This is a genomic window from uncultured Anaerococcus sp. (assembly GCF_963512375.1).
Taxonomy (GTDB): Bacteria; Bacillota; Clostridia; order Tissierellales; family Peptoniphilaceae; genus Anaerococcus.
This window is the reverse complement of the sequence record NZ_CAUPMI010000001.1, coordinates 1-15400: the sequence shown is the minus strand read 5'-3', so window position 1 is coordinate 15400 and position 15400 is coordinate 1. Positions and strand designations below refer to the sequence as shown.

Annotated in this window: 25 protein-coding genes, 1 tRNA gene and 1 other RNA gene; 20 read left to right on the top strand and 7 right to left on the bottom strand. The window is 33.8% G+C overall.

The annotated features are described in order from the left end of the window. Window positions 1-32: 32 nt before the first annotated feature. The 3 genes from cbpB to RRB46_RS00125 form a co-directional block, all read right to left on the bottom strand. Complete coding sequence (cbpB, locus tag RRB46_RS00135) at window positions 33-500, bottom strand: cyclic-di-AMP-binding protein CbpB (protein ID WP_296126344.1); 468 nt, start codon at window positions 498-500, stop codon at window positions 33-35. A 122-nt stretch (window positions 501-622) separates the two neighbouring features. Beyond that, window positions 623-889, bottom strand: an RNA gene (ffs, locus tag RRB46_RS00130) — signal recognition particle sRNA large type. Beyond that, window positions 889-979 (bottom strand) — tRNA-Ser (locus tag RRB46_RS00125). The genes ffs and RRB46_RS00125 overlap by 1 nt, the downstream gene beginning before the upstream one ends. A gap of 105 nt (window positions 980-1084) precedes the next feature. Here RRB46_RS00125 and dnaX point away from each other — a divergent pair. The 4 genes from dnaX to RRB46_RS00105 are packed head-to-tail and all read left to right on the top strand — an operon-like array spanning window position 1085 to window position 4652. Beyond that, window positions 1085-2722, top strand: coding sequence for a DNA polymerase III subunit gamma/tau (gene dnaX, locus RRB46_RS00120; protein ID WP_311537057.1), 1638 nt, complete (start codon window positions 1085-1087; stop codon window positions 2720-2722). 10 nt (window positions 2723-2732) lie between these two features. Next, window positions 2733-3068 (top strand): YbaB/EbfC family nucleoid-associated protein, encoded by a 336-nt coding sequence (locus RRB46_RS00115; RefSeq protein WP_311537056.1) that lies wholly within the window; start codon window positions 2733-2735, stop codon window positions 3066-3068. Beyond that, entirely contained in the window at window positions 3068-3673 is a 606-nt protein-coding gene (gene recR / locus RRB46_RS00110) for a recombination mediator RecR (protein WP_311537055.1), read from the top strand. The genes RRB46_RS00115 and recR overlap by 1 nt, the downstream gene beginning before the upstream one ends. Beyond that, entirely contained in the window at window positions 3666-4652 is a 987-nt protein-coding gene (locus RRB46_RS00105) for a hypothetical protein (RefSeq protein ID WP_311537054.1), read from the top strand. The genes recR and RRB46_RS00105 overlap by 8 nt, the downstream gene beginning before the upstream one ends. Window positions 4653-4855: 203 nt before the next feature. Here RRB46_RS00105 and RRB46_RS00100 read toward each other — a convergent pair whose 3' ends face one another. From RRB46_RS00100 to RRB46_RS00090, 3 genes are all read right to left on the bottom strand, one after another. After that, window positions 4856-5947 carry a tyrosine-type recombinase/integrase gene (locus tag RRB46_RS00100; protein ID WP_311537053.1) on the bottom strand — a complete coding sequence of 364 codons (1092 nt, stop codon included), beginning with the start codon at window positions 5945-5947 and terminating at the stop codon, window positions 4856-4858. A 95-nt stretch (window positions 5948-6042) separates the two neighbouring features. Next, window positions 6043-6570 (bottom strand): hypothetical protein, encoded by a 528-nt coding sequence (locus tag RRB46_RS00095; protein WP_311537052.1) that lies wholly within the window; start codon window positions 6568-6570, stop codon window positions 6043-6045. Between the two features lie 42 nt (window positions 6571-6612). Continuing rightward, entirely contained in the window at window positions 6613-7218 is a 606-nt protein-coding gene (locus RRB46_RS00090) for an XRE family transcriptional regulator (RefSeq protein ID WP_311537051.1), read from the bottom strand. A 172-nt stretch (window positions 7219-7390) separates the two neighbouring features. Between RRB46_RS00090 and RRB46_RS00085 the strand changes: the two genes are divergently transcribed. Both RRB46_RS00085 and RRB46_RS00080 read left to right on the top strand, forming a co-directional pair. Continuing rightward, window positions 7391-7606, top strand: a complete 216-nt coding sequence (locus RRB46_RS00085) for a helix-turn-helix transcriptional regulator (RefSeq protein ID WP_265213790.1) — start codon at window positions 7391-7393, stop codon at window positions 7604-7606. A gap of 145 nt (window positions 7607-7751) precedes the next feature. Beyond that, the gene (locus RRB46_RS00080; protein ID WP_311537050.1) at window positions 7752-8018 is read left to right on the top strand and encodes a hypothetical protein; all 267 of its coding nucleotides are present in this window, start codon (window positions 7752-7754) and stop codon (window positions 8016-8018) included. Here RRB46_RS00080 and RRB46_RS00075 read toward each other — a convergent pair. Beyond that, window positions 7999-8799, bottom strand: a complete 801-nt coding sequence (locus RRB46_RS00075) for a TIGR02391 family protein (protein ID WP_311537049.1) — start codon at window positions 8797-8799, stop codon at window positions 7999-8001. The two genes, RRB46_RS00080 and RRB46_RS00075, sit on opposite strands and share 20 nt — an antisense overlap. Before the next feature lie 46 nt (window positions 8800-8845). On the opposite strand from RRB46_RS00075, the gene RRB46_RS00070 reads away from it, so the two are divergent. The 14 genes from RRB46_RS00070 to RRB46_RS00005 all read left to right on the top strand — a co-directional run bounded on the left by RRB46_RS00070 (window position 8846) and on the right by RRB46_RS00005 (window position 15102). Then, window positions 8846-9625, top strand: coding sequence for a phage antirepressor KilAC domain-containing protein (locus RRB46_RS00070; RefSeq protein ID WP_311537048.1), 780 nt, complete (start codon window positions 8846-8848; stop codon window positions 9623-9625). Between the two features lie 9 nt (window positions 9626-9634). Beyond that, window positions 9635-9835, top strand: coding sequence for a DNA-binding protein (locus RRB46_RS00065; RefSeq protein ID WP_311537047.1), 201 nt, complete (start codon window positions 9635-9637; stop codon window positions 9833-9835). Continuing rightward, the gene (locus RRB46_RS00060) at window positions 9836-10096 is read left to right on the top strand and encodes a hypothetical protein (RefSeq protein WP_265213784.1); all 261 of its coding nucleotides are present in this window, start codon (window positions 9836-9838) and stop codon (window positions 10094-10096) included. Window positions 10097-10176: 80 nt separating this feature from the next. Next, the gene (locus RRB46_RS00055) at window positions 10177-10362 is read left to right on the top strand and encodes a hypothetical protein (RefSeq protein ID WP_311537046.1); all 186 of its coding nucleotides are present in this window, start codon (window positions 10177-10179) and stop codon (window positions 10360-10362) included. Beyond that, on the top strand, window positions 10359-10622 hold the full coding sequence (locus RRB46_RS00050) for a hypothetical protein (RefSeq protein ID WP_311537045.1): 264 nt from the start codon (window positions 10359-10361) through the stop codon (window positions 10620-10622). Before RRB46_RS00055 ends, RRB46_RS00050 begins: the two co-directional genes overlap by 4 nt. Beyond that, window positions 10619-11554 carry a lambda-exonuclease family protein gene (locus RRB46_RS00045; RefSeq protein WP_311537044.1) on the top strand — a complete coding sequence of 312 codons (936 nt, stop codon included), beginning with the start codon at window positions 10619-10621 and terminating at the stop codon, window positions 11552-11554. Before RRB46_RS00050 ends, RRB46_RS00045 begins: the two co-directional genes overlap by 4 nt. Then, complete coding sequence (locus RRB46_RS00040; RefSeq protein ID WP_265213777.1) at window positions 11547-11786, top strand: hypothetical protein; 240 nt, start codon at window positions 11547-11549, stop codon at window positions 11784-11786. Before RRB46_RS00045 ends, RRB46_RS00040 begins: the two co-directional genes overlap by 8 nt. Window positions 11787-11795: 9 nt before the next feature. Further along, the gene (locus tag RRB46_RS00035) at window positions 11796-12710 is read left to right on the top strand and encodes a recombinase RecT (protein WP_311537043.1); all 915 of its coding nucleotides are present in this window, start codon (window positions 11796-11798) and stop codon (window positions 12708-12710) included. Continuing rightward, the gene (locus RRB46_RS00030; RefSeq protein WP_311537042.1) at window positions 12711-13496 is read left to right on the top strand and encodes a phage replisome organizer N-terminal domain-containing protein; all 786 of its coding nucleotides are present in this window, start codon (window positions 12711-12713) and stop codon (window positions 13494-13496) included. Next, window positions 13489-13950: a single-stranded DNA-binding protein gene (locus RRB46_RS00025; RefSeq protein ID WP_311537041.1), complete on the top strand. Its 462-nt coding sequence runs from the start codon at window positions 13489-13491 to the stop codon at window positions 13948-13950. The genes RRB46_RS00030 and RRB46_RS00025 overlap by 8 nt, the downstream gene beginning before the upstream one ends. Next, on the top strand, window positions 13931-14152 hold the full coding sequence (locus RRB46_RS00020) for a hypothetical protein (protein ID WP_311537040.1): 222 nt from the start codon (window positions 13931-13933) through the stop codon (window positions 14150-14152). Before RRB46_RS00025 ends, RRB46_RS00020 begins: the two co-directional genes overlap by 20 nt. Next, window positions 14149-14346, top strand: a complete 198-nt coding sequence (locus RRB46_RS00015) for a hypothetical protein (RefSeq protein WP_311537039.1) — start codon at window positions 14149-14151, stop codon at window positions 14344-14346. The genes RRB46_RS00020 and RRB46_RS00015 overlap by 4 nt, the downstream gene beginning before the upstream one ends. After that, complete coding sequence (locus tag RRB46_RS00010) at window positions 14346-14753, top strand: RusA family crossover junction endodeoxyribonuclease (RefSeq protein ID WP_311537038.1); 408 nt, start codon at window positions 14346-14348, stop codon at window positions 14751-14753. The genes RRB46_RS00015 and RRB46_RS00010 overlap by 1 nt, the downstream gene beginning before the upstream one ends. Then, window positions 14728-15102 (top strand): hypothetical protein, encoded by a 375-nt coding sequence (locus tag RRB46_RS00005; protein WP_311537037.1) that lies wholly within the window; start codon window positions 14728-14730, stop codon window positions 15100-15102. Before RRB46_RS00010 ends, RRB46_RS00005 begins: the two co-directional genes overlap by 26 nt. The last annotated feature ends 298 nt before the right edge of the window (window positions 15103-15400 follow it).

Sequence of the window (15400 nt, the reverse complement as noted above, 5' to 3'; positions counted from 1 at the left end):
CTACATTTTTTTGAGATTTGGAGTTTATTTTATTATTTTTTTGGGATTAATTCAAATTCTCTTTCTATATTGTGAGCTACCTGGGTAAATCTTTCAAGGACAGTTTTTCTTGATATGATTCCTAAGAAATATCCATTTTTGTGGGTCACACATACAAAGTTATTATCTATTAAAAGCGATATTACATCTTCAAGCATATAATTATCGAAAACAATTGGTACTTTCTGATTCATAACTTGACTTACTTTAAGTTTGCTTAGCTTATCTTCATCAAAAAGAGATAAGTTATCAAAACTGGTTACTATGATAGAAATGGATATGAGCCCCCTTACACAATTATTGTCATCAACAACAGGTATAATTTGATAGCCTGAGTTTGAAAGGACAAGTACAGCGTGCAGCAAACTATCTTCTTGGTTAACAACTGCAACAAGGGATGAATCTATCATTAAGTTAGGCGTAGGTCTATTAAAAAGTTTTTCAAAATTTTTTCCTATCAATTTTCCCTCCTTATATTCTTATTAAATAATTATATCAAGATTCTTATTAATTTATTATATCACTTTTGTACAAATAAAAAAACTTCAGGCTAAAGAAAAAAATAAGCCTGAAGTATATATGTAAGCACACCTAGTATCGAACAATTAACATAATATAGTGTCAAATATATACGACTCATGATAGGTTGCCTTACGGCACACAGAAGTGGCTGCTTAATGCTGCTAGGTTCCCCTCCTGACATGGTTCACAGTCTCCTGTTGCGTAAGATCTATCAATCAACACCGCATATATAAGTCTTTTAAACTGCTAAAAGCCCTCCACTAGGAATTAAACCCTGCTGTAGCGGATTGCAGGTTACAAGGCACCGCTAGTTCCCCGTCTAGTGCATGGCGGAGAGCATGGGATTTGAACCCATGATACAAAAAAACTGTATACACGATTTCCAATCGTGCTCCTTCAACCACTCGGACAGCTCTCCATACTACAATAACTTACTATACCCTATAAACTTGTATTTGCAAAAAGAAAATATTATCCTAATTATCCTAATCTATGGTATAATATTAAAATAGAAAGGAAAGGTATGGCAAAAGCTTTATATAGACAGTATAGGCCCAAGACCTTTGATGAAGTTCTTGGCCAAGATAAGGTCGTAAATGTATTAAAAAATCAGTTGATAAATAATAACTTTTCTCATGCTTATCTTTTTGCAGGAGAAAGAGGGTGTGGAAAGACTTCTGCAGCCAAAATTTTTGCAAAGGCAATAAATTGCCTAAACCCAAAGGATGGATCACCTTGTCTTGAGTGTGAAAATTGTAAGGCAATAGAGGAAGAATCAACCCTTGATGTAGTTGAGATGGATGCAGCTAGCAATAGAAGGATAGATGATATTAGAAACCTAAAAGATAATGTCATTTACCCACCATCAAAACTTAAGTATAAGGTCTACATCATTGACGAAGCCCATATGATAACAAGAGAGGCCTTTAATGCCCTACTTAAAATTATGGAAGAGCCACCAAAACATTTGGTCTTTATATTAGCAACAACGGAAATTGACAAGATACCAAAGACAATCTTATCTAGGGTTCAAAAGTTTGAATTTAATAAGATTGATTCTCTAAAGATAAAAGAACAGATAAATATAATCTTAAAAGATAAAAATGTTGAAATGGAAAATGAAGCCATTGATCTAATAATAAGAAAAGCCAAGGGGGCAATGAGAGATGCCCTAAGTATCTTAGATCAGGTCTTATCCTTTGATAAGAAAACTTTTAAACTTAAAGATGTAGAATTTATCTTAGGTGCAGTCGATTTTGAAAAGATTGATAAGCTTATAGAAGATATCATTTCAAAAGACCAGAAATCTAGTTTAAAATCCATAACCCTTATAAGAGAAGATGGTAAATCAAACCTAGATATCTTAGAAGCCCTTATAAACTTTTATAGGGATATGATGATTCTTAAAACAACAGAGGATGAGTCTCTATTTGAAAATAAGGAAAGACTCGACCTTCTTAAAGAAAAGCTTGTAAAAATTGACCTATCAAGAATATTAACAAGTTTAGACATCTTAAATGAATATGCTAATAAGCTTAAATTTTCATCTAATACTGACATAGTTTTGGATGTGCTTATCTTAAGGCTAATCGATACTGTAGATACTAATAATCTAGAAAGCAGGATCGCAAAACTAGAAAGAAATAAAGAATCAAATATAATAGATTTGGTAAATAATATAATCGACAATAAATTAAAGAATGTTAAGCAAACCGTAAGCGTTATAGAGCAAAAAGGTGAAAAAATCAGTAAAGAGCCTAAAAAGGAAGAAAATCTTCCACAAACTAAGGAAAATATAGAAGAAAAATCTAATGACAAGACCTATCTTAAGCTTAGAAGTGATCAAGAAGAAGCCTTAGTCGATATAATTGTAGCAAGCTCAGGCACTATGCTTAAAACTTTATTTAACCAAGAAGGTCTAAATTATTTATATACTGGCGATGAGCTAATATTAAATATAAAAGATGAGTTTTACTATATTTTCATTGACAGTAAAAAAGAAGAAATAGAAGAAAAACTAAAGGATTTATTAGAAAAAGATATTAGCTTTAAGCTTGATGTGGTAAGTAATCATGAAGATAAAATAAGTCAGGCTGATAATCAAGATAAGAAAATAGAAAAATTGCAAAACATATTTAATAATGAATTAATAATAAAATAGGAGGATTATTATGGCAAGAAATTTTAGAGGCGGAATGCCAAACATGAACAACATGATGAAACAAGTTAAGAAGATGCAAGAGGAAATGGAAAAAGCCCAACAAGAATTAGAAGAAAAAGAATTTACTGCAAGTGCAGGGGGCGGGGTTGTAGAAGCAACAGTAACTGGCAAAAAAGTTGTTACATCTATAAAAATTGATCCAGATGTAGTAGATCCTGATGATGTGGATATGCTTCAAGATTTAATCATGGTTGCTATAAATGATGCAAACAACCAAGCTGATAAATTTAACGAAGAAAACATGGGCAGATTAACAGGTGGCATTAATATACCTGGTTTAATGTAATGGCCATACTACCTGAATCATTAAATAATTTAATAGAGCAATTTCAAAAATTACCCACAATTGGTAGAAAAAGCGCGGAAAGACTTGCCATGAGCATAGTCGATGAAGATATAAAAAGTGTAAAAGACTTCTCAGACAGCCTTATAGAAGTTAAAAATAGGATTCATAATTGCAAGATTTGCGGAAATTTAACAGAAGATGATGTGTGTTCTATCTGCAAGGATTTTACAAGAGATGAAGAATACTTATGTATAGTAGAAGATGTAAGGAACCTCATAGCAATTGAAAAATCTGGAGCCTATAGAGGGAAATACCATGTATTAGGAGGACTTATATCGCCGTCTGATGATATAGGTCCTGATAAACTAAACATAGACAAGCTCCTAGAAAGGCTTGATAATGAGGATATAAGAGAGATAATCCTAGCAATTTCTTCAACCATAGAAGGTGAGACAACAATACTTTTTATTACTAACTTACTTAAAGATAGGAACATCAAGATAAGTAAGATAGCCCAAGGAATACCAGTCGGTTCGCAATTAGAATATTTTGACCAACTAACCCTTGAAAGAGCTCTAGAAGACAGGAGAAATATAAGTGAATAGATTTAAAAAAATAATAACACTAATAATTCCTCTTCTAATATTAACATCGTGTTTTAAAAAAGATAAGATAGACGATCAAGCACAAAAAGAAATAATAAATGTTGAAAAAAAGCCTGTATCAAGCAAGATTGACGTAAAAACATCAAGCTTTGCAGCATCAATTATTTTGGATGATTTAGCAAAAAAAGATACTAATGACTATACTGTTGATATAGTCAAAGATTATTCGTCAATAGAGTCACTCGATTTTGATGTAGCAGTTATACCAGCTTATGAACTTGTAAACTTATACAACAAGACAGACCATTCAATAAAACTTGCAGCAATTACTTTGTTAAATGATTTGTATATTATTGGTGACAGGCAGGTAAATGGTCCTGCTGATCTTAAAAATTCTACAATAATGATGCCAAATATGAATGAGTCCATGAATAAGATGATTGAGTCAAAACTTGGTCTAGCGAAGACATTTTTAAAGGTAAATGTAGAAACCTACCCAAGTCAGAAAGAAGTACTTAATAATCTAAAACAAATGGACAAGGCATTTGCATTTTTATCTGAACCATATTATTCTAAGGCTATAGAAGAGAAAAATTATTATCTTTACGATTTAAGACAGATTTTATCTTTCTTACCTAATTCAAATATTGAATCAAGCGGAGATTACCTATCTGAGGTCATTGTTGTAAACAATAATTTTCTAAAAGATAATAAAGAAAACTTTGATAATTTTCTTAAACAATTTAAGGAAAGTCAAGAAAATATCAACCAGTCAACAGTTATATCAAAAAATATAATAGACAATTATGATATAACAAATTCTGATGCTATTGATATTTATAAGAAAATGGAAAATGTATTTATCACTTCTGACACAATGAAAGGTGTATTCCAATTATATATAGATAGGTTAGAAGGCCTTGATAAAAATATATTTTCTGAAAATAGGCCATCAGATGATATTTATTACTTAAATTAAGACTGCTGGGGATGATTGATCATCCCCAGCAGTTTTTTCATTGCAAAAATCACAAATTAATGTTGATAATATTTTCTCATAAAAATAAACCTTGAGGATTCAAGGTTTAAAATCTTTGGTGGAGATGACGAGAATAAAAGTTTATAAGCTATAAACATTGATTTTATGGGTTTTAGTATTTTAGTGTTACGATAATTGTTACGTTAGGCCTCTAAAAATGAAGAAAATTCATCTGGAGTTTCTTCTTTTTCATCTAGTAGGGTATGTGAGTAGGTGTTTAATGTTATACTTGAATCCAGGTGTCCTAGCCTATCTTGGATATATTTTATAGACTTGCCCATTCTTAGTAGGATTGTGGCGTGAGTGTGTCTTAATCCATGGACGTTTATTTTATATAGGCCGTGCTTTTCTATAATTTGATTTAGTTTTTTTAGTGGGTATGAACTTGATACCACTTTACCATTTCTTTCAAAGACGTAAATTTTATTTATTTCTTTTAGCTCTTTTAGGTATTCTATAGTGTCTTGATCTAGTTTTATTTTTCTTTCGTGTCCATTTTTAGTGGTTGAAATTATTGCCTTTCCTGTTTTGGATTTGGATAAGGACTTATTGATTGTGATATAGTTTGTATCGAAGTTTACATCAGTCCATTTTAGGGCCAATGCTTCGCCTAGTCTCATACCTGTATGGGATAATAGCCTAAAGAAGGTGTAATCTTGGAGGGAGCAATCTTCTTTTGCTATGTCTAGGAAATTTTTTAATTCTTCTGGTGTGTAATAATTTCTTTTTTTCACTTTGATCTCCTTTTTATTTCTATTTGGTAACTTTACCTTGTCTAGTGGATTTGTACTTATGATTCCTAGTTCTTTTACATAATTTAAAACTGTTTTTGCATATATTCTTAACCCTTTGATGTCTTTATAGTTTTTGGATACTTCGTTTATAAAGGTTTGGGCTTGGAGCTGGTTAAATTCTTTTAGTTTTATGTCTCCAATTAGGGGGAGGATATGATTTTTAAATATGCCTGTTATTTTTAGGATGGTGCTTTCTTTAACTGTGCCTTGCCAAGCTTCGTACCATATTTCGTATGCGTCTTTATAGGTTTTGATTTCTGGGTGTCTTGTCTTGCTTGATATTTGGGTTCTTAATTTTAGGTAGGCGTTTTCTGCTTGTTTTGGGGATTTAAAACCTTGGCGATTGGTTCTGATTTCTTTGCCTGTTAGGGGGTCTTTGCCTAAGTAGACGTTAAATTTATAGTAAGTTTTTCCACCTTTTTGGTATTTTTTGATTTTCATTGTCCCTCCTTTCTTTTTACAGGTCGTTAAGTGTCTATCATTAGGTGTTTTTGTAGCCCTATGCTAATACATAGGGCTTTGTTGGTGTGATAGACTTATTGTTCTTTTGTAAAGTCTGAAAATACTACATCATTTATTGTTACAAGTAAAACATTTTCTGTGTTTACTGGGTTATGAAGCATTATAGATACATTATCGCCAATTTGCTCATTTACATCTTTAGAAAGTTTTGCTAATCCCTTACTCATTTGATTCCATCCTTCTAGAAGATGTGGATTTGATTTATCTAACATCAGTCCTGCAATTTCTGTTTTTAATTCAGTATCTTTTGGATACATATGGATTACAAATGTACCTTCGATTGTTTCTGTTGACACATCGCACATATTTTCAAATTGCCCTTTAATATATGCAGTTACGAGAGTTTTGGCATCTTCATTGCTAATATTTTCATTTTTTTCTTCTGCAACTTCTTCAGGTTCATCTTTAATTTCTTCTACTACCTCAGATTGTTCTGCAGGCTCTTCAACAACAACCTCTTCTTTTGTATCAGCTTGTTCTGTATCTTCTCCACAAGCTGTTAATAGTGTTGCTAGGGCTAATAATAGAATTGTTTTTTTCATATTTTCCTCCTTGAATTTATATTAAGCCTTGCGGCTAAATACCTATATTTTTCTCCTGATTTCTTTTACTATTCCTAGGATCCTGACGGGTTCGTCTCCTGGGCCGTAGGTTTGTGGGGAGTAGTTGGGATTGATAGGGCGTAGAGTTACTGTGCCATTTTCATTTTTTATTACTGTTTTTAGGGTGGCTTCGTAGCCATTTACATAAACCGCAGCGTCTGTGCCGCTTTCACAATCTGGGGTTTTTTCAATAATAACTGTGTCGCCGTCCAAGTATTTTGGGTACATAGAATCTCCATCGACTTTAAGGCCTAGATAGGTTTTGTTTTTGTCGTATTCTTTAAATGATAGGTCTTCTGTGTCGGAGATATCTTCGATGGCTTCTATTGGGATTCCTGCTGGTATGCTTCCATAAACATTGATTGTTATGTAGTCTTGGCCTTCTACTGGGCGGTCGTTGCCTAGGATATAATCTAAGGATACATCGAATAGTTGAGAATATTTTTTTAAAACATCTGTGCTTGGTGTTCGTTCATCTCTTTCATACATACCTATGCTTGAGGCTGTAACATATAATTGTTTGGATAATTCACCTTGGGTTTTGCCTGATAGGCTTCTTAAATGTTTTAGTCTACTTCCTACACTCATGATTTCTCCTTTCTGAAACACTAAGTGTTCTTTTATTTTATTATAACACAAATTGTGTTAAATAAAAGAGGTTAAAGCCAACATTTAGTGTTAATTTTAGAGAAAATATTAAAAAACTCTTGACATTAACACTAAAAGTGTTATAATAGTATCAAGATAAGATATTGAGGGGGTGGTAGATATTGAAGCTATCAATAGAAAATTAGGCAATAAATTGAGGAAATTAAGAATAAATGCAGGAATGAGCAGAAAACAACTTGCAGATATGTTTGGATTGACCGTATCTGCGGTTGGTATGTATGAGCAAGGTAGAAGAACACCTAGTGATGATATAAAGATCAAATATTCTATGTTATTTGATAAAAGCATAGATGAATTATTTTTTTAACTAAAAATAACACTAATAGTTGCTTTTTGATAATAATAAACAACTTAAAGTGTCTTAGGAGGATTAATGAATGAATTAATAAGCCTTAATCAGATTGTTTCTGAGATTAAGTTTTAAAGATTCTAAATGAGAGAAAGGAAGAGAAATGAATAAGCAATATTACATTATAACCATAAAAATCAAAGAATATGAACAAAGATTTACAAAAAACGAAAAGAAAATGTATTTATTAGATTTACAGGGAAGTATGTCTAAATCAATTGAAGATGCTATTTTATTTTCAAATGATAGCGTAGCAGAAAATATTGCAGGCAAGATTGAGAAGTCCATAGAGGAAAACTCAGATTATATCTGTACCTGCAATGTAGAGAAAGTGAATTTAGAAGAAGCTTTTAATTTAAATATGATTTAGAACATTTTTCTAGTAGGTAATATGCTTTTGAAATCATAATCATAGCTTCGATAGCTTCTACTTCGCTAGAAGGATTAAAATATTTAACTTTATGTGCTCTAGGATTTCTGTAGTTATAGTTTATAAAATTTAAAAGAGCTTTGAGGGCGAAATATTGACTTTTTTCTTCATTTGTTTGAAGAGAGTTTAAAACAATGATTGGTCTTTTTGTATCAAAACATTTATTTATTAATCTTGTACCAAATAAATCAATACCTGATATATTTTGTATTTTATTTTCGATAAGTTTTGCACTTTCAAAGATAAGATCAAAATAGTCTTTATTTAATATTTCTTTACTGCAAATATTTAATAATGCTGGATGAATATTGAATGGTTTTAGCTTATCTTTTAAAGATGAGTATCTGGAATAGGCTTGTGAAAAATCTTTTGGCTTTGAGTAATTTTCTACTTTTCCTGAATTGTTAACTACTAGACCATCAAATTGTAATATTTTGTTTATTTCATTTTTGGCGTCTGTCCACTCATGCGACTTATTGATGTAGTTTTGTGGAGACATAATCCATTCTATGCAAGATATTATCTTATCATCAGAATTATATTGATTGTGGTGATTACAGAATGCTTCATGGAGTCTTTTCCACTTAGTGCTATTCACACCATGGATGTAATTATTTAAACCAAGGTTTTCTAACATATTAGTGATTTTAGTACCAGTTGTATATTGAGCTAGCACCTTTGAAAGGTTTTCTAAAGATTGTGAATTTTCAAAATATAGCATATGAGCCTCCTAACACTAATTATAACAAATAAAAGAAAGGATATATATGAAAGATTTAAAGATTTTTAATAATAATGAGTTTGGAGAAGTGAGAACATCGATTATTGATGATGAACCTTATTTTAGTTTGAATGATGTTTGCAGAATTTTAGAGATTGCGAATCCAAGAAATGTTAAGGCGAGGTTGAATGGAGATGGCGTCCATAGTATGGACGGTGTCGATTCTCTAGGTAGAAGAACAGATGTAACAATGATAAGCGAAGCTAACTTATATAAACTAGTTTTCCAGAGCAGAAAACCAGAGGCGGAAAGATTTGCAGATTGGGTTACCTCAGAAGTATTACCAGCGATTAGAAAGCATGGGGCATATATGACTGACGGGGTTATAGAAAGAACTCTTACAGATCCTGATTATTTGATTATGCTTGCTACTAACCTCAAGGAAGAAAAGGCCAAGAGAGCTTTAGCTGAGGCACAAAATGAGAAAAACAAACCTAAGGTACTATTTGCTGATACTGTATCTGCTTCTTCTAGATCTTGTTTGATGGGTGAACTTGCTAAGATGATTAGTCAAGAGGCTATAAGACAGGGCAGAATTGATGAAAAGATAGGGCAAAATAAACTTTTTGCATGGATGAGAAACAACGGCTACTTATGTAAGTCTGGAGAAAGAAAAAATCAACCTTTACAGCAATATGTAGAGCAAGGGTTGTTTGAGATGAAAAAAGGTTCATATGTAGACAGTAAGGGTGCTAATGTGATCACTACAACCACTAAAGTAACAGGAAAAGGACAGATATATTTTATAAACAAGTTTTTAGGATAAGGAGGAATTATGAAAGTTTCTATAGCTGAGAGAGAATTTCTTAACAAAAAAGAAATGGCTGCTTGGCTTGATATGAGTGTTAACACTTTAGATAAGATGGTTGAGGAGGGTCTGCCGCTTTATAGGTGGTCAAGGAAAGTTTATTTTTTAAAAGATGATGTAAAAGAATTTTTTAAGAAAAATTACATGCTTGTAAACGAGGAGGATTAGATGCAAGAAAGAGGAAGAATCCCTAGGAGTAGAAAGAAGAGAATTGAGCTTATTAAGTGTGGAGCTAAGGACCTTGAGGAATCTTTAGCACTTAAAGAAATTGAGGGCTTCGTAACAAATAGAATCACAGAAAAAATGATTACAACCCTAATAGCTTTTATATGGTTGATGATTGCTATGTATGGCAAGACTCCTTACTGTCAGATTTGGGGCATACCTTTTGCAATTATAAGTTTAGTGATTGGTTTATGGATGATATAAAAAAATTGCCTAGCTGGAACTAGGCAAAATATAAAAATACTCATGAAAATTATACAATTTTTGAGAAAAAAGGACAAGTTTTGAAAGCAAAAGATCAAGTAGAATTTAGCGAGGCTATTCACACATTAGCTGATGAAGATTTAGAAAAGGTTAGAGAGATACTATTAAGCAAGGATATGACAGATGACAATATGGCCAAGCTTAAGCATGTAGATATAGCTATTGAGAGCAGGGAAAGACATAGGAGGTATATGGATAAATTATGAGGATTAGTTTTGCACTTACTAAAGAGTACGAAGTTTTTATAGATAAGGTCGAGCTTGACAGACTTTATGATGGAAGTGTCGATAGAGCGGTTAAAGCTATGTTAAGCCAGGCTGAAGAAGTCGATTCTTATGTAGATGATATTGAGATTTTAGATACTTATTTATCATCTGAAGATGAAGCTTACGAAGAAGAACTTGATGATGAGTATAGGAGGGATATGGCCCTTCAAGAAAGCCTATATTTGAGGGATTTGATATGAAAAAGATTGCTAATTTAACTGAACTGACCAGGGAGGATTGGCTTAAGATGAGGACTAAGGGTATAGGCGGGTCGGATGCGGCGGCTGCATGTGGTCTTAATCCTTGGAAAAGTAAGGCTAGCCTTTATCTAGAAAAGACTGGTCAGGTTGTAAAAGATTTTGATAATGAGATCCTTAGGCAAGGGCGAGACCTGGAGGATTATGTGGCTAAGAGATTTACAGAGGCTACAGGTAAGAAGGTAAGAAGAAATAATTTCATGATGGCCAGGAAGAATTATCCTTTCATGTTTGCTGATATTGACAGGGAAGTGGTAGGGGAAAATGCCATTCTTGAGTGTAAGACTACTAGCCCTTATGCCAAAGATAAGTGGGATGATGGGAAAATCCCTATAAATTATGAGCTACAATGTCACCACTACATGATGGTTACGGGGGCTGAAAAATGCTACATCGCTTGTCTTATCTTTTCTACTGATTTTGTTATCAGGGAGATTGAAAGGGATGAGGAAGTGATTCAGATGTTAGAAGCCCAGGAGATTGATTTTTGGACTAACTATGTAGAAAAGGGAGAAATGCCAGCTCCTGATGGGTCGGATGAGTATGACCAAGCTTTAAAAGATAGGTTTAAGGGTGGTCTTGAAGAGGGGCTGGACCTTGAAATAAATAAACAAGACTATGAGGCCTACAAGGATAGAAAAGACCTTATCAAGACCCTTGATGCTGATAATAAGGAATTTGAACAAAGAATCAAGCTACAGTTAGGAGACCATGACTATGGCAGAAGCGAATTTTTACAGGTTACTTATAGGCCTGTTGTTACTAGTAGGATTGACACTAAGAGATTAAAAGCTGATAAGCCTGAGCTTTATAAAGAGTACTTAAAGGATAGTGAGTACAGGAGATTTAATTTAAAGGAGATTATGAGTGAATAAAAGAAACAAAAATTACGCTGATGTTTTAAGTGACATAACAAAAGATTATATAGAGACTTTAAAAAATGAAATCACTAGGCTGAGAGTTGAAAAGGCTCAGCTTATAAATAAACAACATGAGATTTTAGGGCAGTTAGATTTAGCTAGAGAACAAAGGGATAAATACTATCAAATGACAGATAAACTTGAGAAAAAAATATCAGTATTAGAAAAACCAGACGAAGCTTTTTAGGAGGATTACATGACTAACGCAAAACAAGCACTAAAGAACACACAAAACAAAGCACCAGCAAAGAAGCAAAACAATACCGTTAGAGGGTTATTGATGGCAATGAAGGGGGAGATTCAAAACGCTTTACCTTCTTACCTACCTGTTGAGAAGTTTATTAGGACTGCTCTTACTGCTATTAATTCTAATCCTAAGCTTGCTAATTGTACACAAGAAAGCTTGCTTGCTGCAATTATGAATTCTGCTCAATTGGGGCTAGAATTTAACACTCCATTAGGTGAGGCTTATCTGATCCCTTATGAAAATAAGAAAAAGGGGATTACTACAGTTAATTTTCAAATTGGTTATCAAGGTTTACTTAAATTAGCCTACAATACTGGGCAATTTAAGAGGATAACCGCTAGGGAAGTAAGAGCAAATGAAGACTTCGATTTTGATTATGGGACTGGAGAGATATCTCACAAACCTTGTCTAACTGGTGATAGTGGGGATGTCATAGGCTACTATGCTATCTATCAAACCAAGGACGGGGGTCAGGATGTCTTTTATATGTCAAAGGCTGATGCAAGAAATTATGGGATAAAGTTTTCAAAATCTTTTAATTATAGTGATAGCCCATGGCAGACTAATTTTGATTCTATGGCGAAAAAATCTGCACTGATCCAAGTTTTGAAGTATGCACCAAAAGCTATAGAGAGTCAGGCACTAGTCCAAGCTACAAACTTTGATAATGCTAACTTTGAGAAGACTAGCAAAGCTGAAAGCGGCGAAAGAGTATACCAAGTCGATTATGAGATTGAGCCTGAAGTAGTAGAGGATGAAAAGGAAGCTCCAGCTAATGTAAACAAGGAGACGCGCGAGATTATCGAGGTAGATAAGCAGTCTGGACTCTTTGATGATGATTTTAAGCCTGTTGAGGAGGTCTAATTGGGTGATAATAAGAGGTATTATTGGCTAAAATTAAAGGATGATTTTTTTGATAGCCGAAAGATGAAGAAGCTTAGAAAGGTGGCTGGTGGTGATACTTACACCATCATCTACCTTAAGCTCCAGCTTTTAAGCATAAATAATGAAGGTGTTATCGAGTTTGAAGGGACTGACGAAGATATTTATCACCAGTTAGCCCTTGATATCGATGAAGAAATTGACGATATAAAAATGACTTTGGCTTTTTGTAGTGCTAATGATCTTATTGAATATGTAAATGATGATGTGTTTCTAAATGAAGTACCAGCCTTGATTGGGTCTGAAACGGCTTCAACAAGACGTTCTAGGAAGCATAGGAGAAAACAAAAGGAGTTACAAAGTAACGAAAAATCGTTGCAAAGAAACGGTCAAGCGTTGCAATGCAACACCGATGCAACAAAATGCAACACAGAGCAAGAGCAAGAGCAAGATATAGAGCAAGAGATAAAAGAGAAGAGTAAGAGCAGCAGCATAGAGGAAGAATTAACTTATCGCTGCTACTGCCAGTCGGTTAAGAACAACTCAAGTGTGGATGATAGGGCTTTATTTGATAGGGCTATCGAGCAATATGGTTGGAGAAATGTCTTGTATACCCTAGTAGTGATTAGGGATGAAAGAAAAGTGAAGGTATCTAGCTTTAAATATGTACTTGAGATGCTTAGGGACGTAGATAATTATGAAGATTTTACAGTAAGTTTTGTAACTAATAGAGAAATTAAAGAATTGAGGAAATTATCAAATGAATAAAGTGATTCTAATTGGTTATTTAGTCAGAGATCCTGAGCTTAGATACACACAATCTAATCAAGCGGTTTGCACTTTTACCTTAGCTCTTGACAGGAAGATGAGCAGGGACAAGAGAGAGGAAGCGGAGGCTAATAATAGGCCTACCGCTGACTTCCCTAGGGTTATTGTCTGGGGCAAGATGGGTGAGAATGCTTCTAGGTACTTATTTAAGGGCAGTCAATGTGCCGTTGACGGAAGAATTCAAACGGGAAGCTACCAAGATATGGAGACGGGGAAGACAATTTACACTACAGACATAGTCGCTGATAGTGTCGAATACCTATCTAATTCAACTCAGAACGAGAGAAAAGACTCTAGGGGTACTAATACCTATCAAGGCAACAATAATCAATCTGACGGCTTTTTTGAGGACGATTTTAAGGAGATACAGGACGATGGCAGGATTCCATTTTGAGCCTAAGGGGCATTTAAGTTTTAGAAAAGGGACTAGGTATGAAGTAACCAGGCTTGATAGTGATAAACGTGACAAGAATAGAAAGTATAAGGCTAAATTTGCTGGAGTTACTGATAATTTAATTATCTTTGACAAGGGAGCTTATAAGGTTTGCGAGAAGAGGAAGAATTATAGGAAGACTTGGAAAGTGAGGATGGTTTGAAAAATAGAAAATATATAAAATTTAAAAAGGTTGTTAAGGGTTTGGATGAAAAAGATGTAGATTTTACAAATGGCAATTTTAAGTATTGTGATGTTTATGTGCAGATTACACAGGATAGCAGGGGGACTACTATAAGCCTTGATGGTCTTTCTATTAGTCTTACCAAGTTGGGTTATAGGTTGGTGGAGGATTGATGAAGTTAGTCTTATATGGAAACCCTGCGACGAAAAAGAACAATATGCAGATTTTTAAAAACTCTAGGACTGGGCAACCTTTTTTGACTCAGTCCAAGAGATACAAGGATTATGCGAAAGATTGCGGAAGACAAATTACTGGGAAGTATAAAAAGGCTATTGATTACCCTATAAATTTAAAATGCGTTTATTATCGTAAAACTAAGCACCGTGTGGATCTCACGAACCTGCTTGCAGCGACTTGTGATATTCTCACGGACTATGGGGTGATTGCTGATGATAATTATAAGATTGTGGTTTCTCATGATGGGTCTAGGGTGCTATTTGACAAGGATAGGCCTAGGGTTGAGATTGAGATTGAAAGGATTGGAGATGAAACAAATGATTGTAAAAAAAGAAGATTATAGGGGATATACAATTGTTGTAAAGAAATTGTATGAATATAGCATTTATCCATTTTTTCCAGATACAAGTGGGAGCAATACTTGGTATTGCGGATATGCGGTTATACCTGAAGACCATCCTTTTTATGGTGCGGATTATGATGATGTAGAAAATGATATTGATGTGCATGGCGGATTGACTTTTTCAGGTGAACTTGACGGAATTGACGGATTTTTATTAGGTTTTGATTGTAATCATTATGGAGATAGTCCAGATGTGGAGGATGAGGAGTATACCCTGAGTGAGTGTAAAAGACTTGTGGACCAGCTTATTGAGATTAACAAAAGGGATTGGAAAGGAAATATAGGATGAAAGAGTTGAGTAAAACCGAGAAAAATTGAGAAAAACGAAGAAAAGTTGAGTAGACTTATAAGGTTTTAACTGAAATGTTGAAATATAGGGATTTTGTAAGAGTTGAGTAACCAACTTAAAAGTTGAGTAAGAGTTGAGTAGAACGGAGTAGGAGTTGAGTAGATGAAGATTAAAGATTTACTTAAAGAATTAGAATATTTTGATCCTGATGATGAGCTAGATGTTTTCGCTTATGACAAGGGCAAGGATATTGAGTATGAGTGCCAGATAAATATGGTTGAGGGGGACATTATCCCAA

What these genes read in the sequence shown, in the direction of transcription:
- dnaX (WP_311537057.1), top strand. Translation starts at nt 1,085, where the DNA reads ATGGCAAAAGCTTTATATAGACAGTATAGGCCCAAGACCTTTGATGAA.
- RRB46_RS00115 (WP_311537056.1), top strand. Translation starts at nt 2,733, where the DNA reads ATGGCAAGAAATTTTAGAGGCGGAATGCCAAACATGAACAACATGATG.
- recR (WP_311537055.1), top strand. Translation starts at nt 3,068, where the DNA reads ATGGCCATACTACCTGAATCATTAAATAATTTAATAGAGCAATTTCAA.
- RRB46_RS00100 (WP_311537053.1), bottom strand. Translation starts at nt 5,947, where the DNA reads ATGAAAATCAAAAAATACCAAAAAGGTGGAAAAACTTACTATAAATTT.
- RRB46_RS00095 (WP_311537052.1), bottom strand. Translation starts at nt 6,570, where the DNA reads ATGAAAAAAACAATTCTATTATTAGCCCTAGCAACACTATTAACAGCT.
- RRB46_RS00090 (WP_311537051.1), bottom strand. Translation starts at nt 7,218, where the DNA reads ATGAGTGTAGGAAGTAGACTAAAACATTTAAGAAGCCTATCAGGCAAA.
- RRB46_RS00080 (WP_311537050.1), top strand. Translation starts at nt 7,752, where the DNA reads ATGAATAAGCAATATTACATTATAACCATAAAAATCAAAGAATATGAA.
- RRB46_RS00075 (WP_311537049.1), bottom strand. Translation starts at nt 8,799, where the DNA reads ATGCTATATTTTGAAAATTCACAATCTTTAGAAAACCTTTCAAAGGTG.
- RRB46_RS00070 (WP_311537048.1), top strand. Translation starts at nt 8,846, where the DNA reads ATGAAAGATTTAAAGATTTTTAATAATAATGAGTTTGGAGAAGTGAGA.
- RRB46_RS00065 (WP_311537047.1), top strand. Translation starts at nt 9,635, where the DNA reads ATGAAAGTTTCTATAGCTGAGAGAGAATTTCTTAACAAAAAAGAAATG.
- RRB46_RS00060 (WP_265213784.1), top strand. Translation starts at nt 9,836, where the DNA reads ATGCAAGAAAGAGGAAGAATCCCTAGGAGTAGAAAGAAGAGAATTGAG.
- RRB46_RS00050 (WP_311537045.1), top strand. Translation starts at nt 10,359, where the DNA reads ATGAGGATTAGTTTTGCACTTACTAAAGAGTACGAAGTTTTTATAGAT.
- RRB46_RS00045 (WP_311537044.1), top strand. Translation starts at nt 10,619, where the DNA reads ATGAAAAAGATTGCTAATTTAACTGAACTGACCAGGGAGGATTGGCTT.
- RRB46_RS00035 (WP_311537043.1), top strand. Translation starts at nt 11,796, where the DNA reads ATGACTAACGCAAAACAAGCACTAAAGAACACACAAAACAAAGCACCA.
- RRB46_RS00025 (WP_311537041.1), top strand. Translation starts at nt 13,489, where the DNA reads ATGAATAAAGTGATTCTAATTGGTTATTTAGTCAGAGATCCTGAGCTT.
- RRB46_RS00020 (WP_311537040.1), top strand. Translation starts at nt 13,931, where the DNA reads ATGGCAGGATTCCATTTTGAGCCTAAGGGGCATTTAAGTTTTAGAAAA.
- RRB46_RS00010 (WP_311537038.1), top strand. Translation starts at nt 14,346, where the DNA reads ATGAAGTTAGTCTTATATGGAAACCCTGCGACGAAAAAGAACAATATG.
- RRB46_RS00005 (WP_311537037.1), top strand. Translation starts at nt 14,728, where the DNA reads ATGATTGTAAAAAAAGAAGATTATAGGGGATATACAATTGTTGTAAAG.